This is a genomic window from Moorena sp. SIO4E2 (genome assembly GCF_010671945.1).
GTDB classification, from domain to species: Bacteria; Cyanobacteriota; Cyanobacteriia; order Cyanobacteriales; family Coleofasciculaceae; genus Moorena; species Moorena producens.
In genome coordinates this window covers 1-3,815 of sequence record NZ_JAAHIE010000626.1, presented here as the reverse complement: position 1 = coordinate 3,815, position 3,815 = coordinate 1, and the positions used below count along the sequence as shown (strand labels likewise).

Here is a 3,815-nt window from a genome sequence, read left to right as displayed (position 1 = left end):
ATGTACGCTCTACATATTTTTTACGTTGCCTACTTATGATTAGATAGTATCTCTCTACTTTTAAAGTTTATTGTTTATGCTTTCATTATAGCACATCTCTTACAAACTTTCATTGAAAGCCGTCGAAGGAAGGACGGGGCTTTAAACCCAAAATTTTCGGTAACCATTAAGCTATCAGCTAATGCGCTACGCGCACGCTTGGCCTGTGGCCACGCTGCTTGAGGTGCGAACAGCTATCAGCTAATGCGCTACAGATGGTGCTACTTTCGGTGCTTATGGGCGATGGGCACGCTACTGTTCGCGCAGCGTGCCCATAGCGCAATCGGTGTTTTTGAATAAAATAAGCTGACTGCTGACCGCTGACGGCTGAATGCTTACTTAAGTGTTAAGTGTTAAGTGTTAAGTGTTAATTGGCTATCAACCTAGAAAGATCCAGAAAGATAAGTATTCAACCTGACACGACTGTCCACTAACCCTAATTTTTTTGTGTAGATTTTTTAATAACTTTCGGAATTTCTGTGATCACTCGTGAAGCAATCTGTGGTGGAGTCTCCCCAAAATCTTCACAGATGTGAAGGTCAGCTAATTCATAAAGACTCCGTCTTTGGTCAAGAATTTTCTGCAATTCTAAAGCAGGATCAGGTTTCTGTAGTAAGGGGCGAGTGGTATCCTCTTGCAAGCGTTCGATTAACATTGCCACAGGGACATCCAACCAGACCACCAGACCATAATGCAGATAACTCCAATTTTGGGGTTTAAGCACAATACCACCTCCTGTAGCAACGATCAATTGCTGATAAGCCGATAGTTGCGATAGTACCTGAGTCTCCAGTTGTCGAAAGGTTTCTTCTCCGTCCTCAGCAAATATCTCGTTAATCGTTTTACCTGCAATTTGCTCAATCAGGGCATCTGTATCACAAAAACCATAACCTAGCTCACTAGCTAGTAAACCTCCAACAGTAGTTTTGCCAGCGCCCATCATGCCAATCAGAAAAACATTGATGCCCTTCAACAAGTCATTCACGCATGCCCTCCCCGGTCTAATCAGTGATTACCCTTAGTTCACACTTAATCAACGGTACCACTCTAGGATTCCCACTGGGAGACAGCCTTTCACATTTATGTTATTATTCACAATAGCTTCATCTAAACTTCATCCCAACAAACCCGATGTAGCGTGGTTTTGGGGAGCCAGTGAGGCCACAGGGGGTGCCCACTGGGCTTACTAAGGTGCTCCCGCAAGCCTTAACACACAGGAACCTTGACCATGAGGGACTGGCGTGGTTTTCCCCATCTGGGACTGGATCTAGACAAAGGCAGCGTGGAAACCGTCATCATTTATGTGGCTATGTGGCGGAGGAAGCAAGACAAGGCGGTTTTAACCGCCGTCATTATAAAAGTAGCCAGAAGCTTAGGGTTAGGCTTAAGCCGACTAGGTAAGCGGTGTTTAAGCACCGTTTGCCTGGTGTACCTTTAGACTGAATACAAGTCCAAACTTGGCACGAGGGTAAAATAATCCCCGGTTCTCTAGACCAGGGAAACTCAAATATGTGTAACGCACAGTTTCTAATCCCTGGCATTTAACTACCTGATGAAGCAGCTGATTTCGGTGTCTCACAAAACTATCCCACTAGTGAAACAGATAGTTAAACCGATCTACTGGTTTTCACTAGTGGTCACTCCATCTAAAGTAGGGGTAACAAAGTAAATGTTGCTAATTCGTGACATTGTCAAACAAGCTCTCACCACCGGTTATCTTACCATAGAAGCCGAGGATAAATTACGCAGGATGCTCCATCAAAAACATAAAAAGTACGATTTGGCGGATCTCGATGCCTTTATGGCCTTACAGGAAGCTGCCATGACTGGTCGCGTGAGGCAACAATCTCGCGAACAAATGAATCATTAGCCAAATGGATAATTGACTAACTATCTAACAATAGCAGCCAAGGAGTGACCTTTCACTACCTTGGCTGCTATTGTTTGACTAGTAATAAACAAAGTCAACAGTGAGTTAGGATTGCTATATAACGTAATTAAACATTATTGACACACAAATATTGACACAAAAAGGGTTATTCAAAGTCTTCATCATCCTCAAACCCCCAGTCCTCTTCATCCTCTTCAGGCTGCTTAGCTACCGTCTTGTAAGGTGGATTAATTACTCGAAACTTGGCATCGTAAACTGTTTCGGATTTACCAACACCTGAATTTCCAGGTTTCCGATAACTATAGGAATACACAGAGTCGCTTTGATCACTACTTTCGAGTTCTTTGCTCAGGTCATAGCTAGTGGGATCCGCAATAGTTGTGTGTGAGGTCGAATCTTGCTTAACCCCTTGGCGACCTGATGAAACTCGATCTGAATCCTGATCTTTGTCAAAGTCCCAGTCTTTACTACTACTTTCTTCCCAATCCGAGACCGGATCATCTTTTGAGGTTTCTTTCGAGGCTGAACGCTCACGAGTTTTATGCTGCCTCGTCTGGGTTTGATTACTTTCGCGACGGCTATATTCAGAAAATAATGGCTCGTTGTCCGGTGGTTCAGAATTTCGACGAGAGTAACGCCAAGCCAGGTAATTGGGGAGTCGTAGGCTGATGCTGGTTAGAACTCCAGCTCCAACGGCACCAACAATCCACAAGGCTAGAGGTAGAGGTGGTGTCTTCATGCCTAGAAAGACCAACGGTAGCACTGGCAACCAATTATCGACAACAAACAGTGCCAATCCACCTATTACCAAACATAAGAATATAATAATCCTAAACATAAACCAAGGGCTTGAAGGTTACAGGTTAAAGGTTGCTTGAGGGGTGATGAAGATTGATCAGCATATGTCCGGCTCAAGGCAGAAACGTCTGACGATTTAGCCTCCTACTACTTCCTCTTTGAAATCTGCCCTATTTTCCCCATCTTTCCGATATCTTTATTTGCTTACCTATCATAATAACTATGTTGAAGCTAATCAGTACTTCTGCCCTGCCACCGTTTTAGGGGAATGCAGTCAATGTCTAACTGGTCTAAAGCACGAGCTACCACAAAATCCACCAAATCTTCGATGGTTTGAGGGTTATGGTACCAAGCCGGTATAGCTGGAACAATTCTAACTCCTGTTTCTGCTAACCTGGTAAGGTTACGCAGATGGATTAAGCTAAAGGGTGTTTCACGAGGTACGATTACTAGCTTACGCCCTTCTTTAATTTGAACATCTGCTGAACGCTCCAGCAGGTCAGTACTGAAGCCCGCAGCCATTTTTGCTACGGTATTCATACTACAGGGCATGATCACCATTCCTAAAGTACGGAAAGAACCACTAGCAATGCTGGCTCCCACATCCCCCCACCGATGACAAATGAGTTTGCCCCCCTGATCGACTGCTGCTTGCTCACGCCAGAATTGTTCTTGTAGATCGGGTTCTAGAGGCATGCGAATATTTTGCTCTGCCTGCCAAACCATATAGGTAGATTTTGAGGCCACCAGCTCAATAGCATAGTCAGCCTCTAGTAAATATTTTAAAGCCCGTACAGCATAGATTAGCCCAGATGCACCGGTGACACCAAGAATTAAAGGAGTTGTCATTAGTTGTGATTAGTCAGTAGTAAAATCATGTCCGGTGTCATGTAAGCATTCAGCTATCAGCTATCAGCTAATAGCTTAAATTGTTAATTAACAAAAAGGAATCAACCCTATGTTAGAGTCGATGCCTCCGATTAAGGAGGGCACCTCTCCTGTCATACCATACGTGAAAGTTTCCCCTCATATGGCTCCTAGATCTTCTCTCCCTTAGGAGTGCTCCAGTGAATTTGCTGGTGACAGC

5 protein-coding genes are annotated in these 3,815 nt (G+C 44.1%); 2 read left to right on the top strand and 3 right to left on the bottom strand.

Annotated features, from left to right (window positions below; genetic code table 11):
* Positions 1-475: 475 nt before the first annotated feature.
* Positions 476-1,024 carry a shikimate kinase gene (locus F6K37_RS34340; RefSeq protein WP_287255268.1) on the bottom strand — a complete coding sequence of 183 codons (549 nt, stop codon included), beginning with the start codon at positions 1,022-1,024 and terminating at the stop codon, positions 476-478.
* 243 nt (positions 1,025-1,267) lie between these two features.
* Here F6K37_RS34340 and F6K37_RS34335 point away from each other — a divergent pair, with 243 nt between their 5' ends.
* Positions 1,268-1,477 carry a hypothetical protein gene (locus F6K37_RS34335; protein WP_008190626.1) on the top strand — a complete coding sequence of 70 codons (210 nt, stop codon included), beginning with the start codon at positions 1,268-1,270 and terminating at the stop codon, positions 1,475-1,477.
* Between the two features lie 231 nt (positions 1,478-1,708).
* Positions 1,709-1,909: a hypothetical protein gene (locus F6K37_RS34330; protein ID WP_008190624.1), complete on the top strand. Its 201-nt coding sequence runs from the start codon at positions 1,709-1,711 to the stop codon at positions 1,907-1,909.
* 166 nt (positions 1,910-2,075) lie between these two features.
* On the opposite strand, the gene F6K37_RS34325 is transcribed toward F6K37_RS34330, so the two are convergent.
* Positions 2,076-2,726, bottom strand: coding sequence for a hypothetical protein (locus F6K37_RS34325; protein WP_287255265.1), 651 nt, complete (start codon positions 2,724-2,726; stop codon positions 2,076-2,078).
* Between the two features lie 233 nt (positions 2,727-2,959).
* Positions 2,960-3,577 carry a flavin prenyltransferase UbiX gene (locus F6K37_RS34320; RefSeq protein ID WP_008190620.1) on the bottom strand — a complete coding sequence of 206 codons (618 nt, stop codon included), beginning with the start codon at positions 3,575-3,577 and terminating at the stop codon, positions 2,960-2,962.
* Positions 3,578-3,815 lie beyond the last annotated feature (238 nt).

Coding starts and splice junctions, on each gene's coding strand:
- F6K37_RS34335 (WP_008190626.1), top strand. CDS start 1,268: ATGAGGGACTGGCGTGGTTTTCCCCATCTGGGACTGGATCTAGACAAA.
- F6K37_RS34330 (WP_008190624.1), top strand. CDS start 1,709: ATGTTGCTAATTCGTGACATTGTCAAACAAGCTCTCACCACCGGTTAT.
- F6K37_RS34320 (WP_008190620.1), bottom strand. CDS start 3,577: ATGACAACTCCTTTAATTCTTGGTGTCACCGGTGCATCTGGGCTAATC.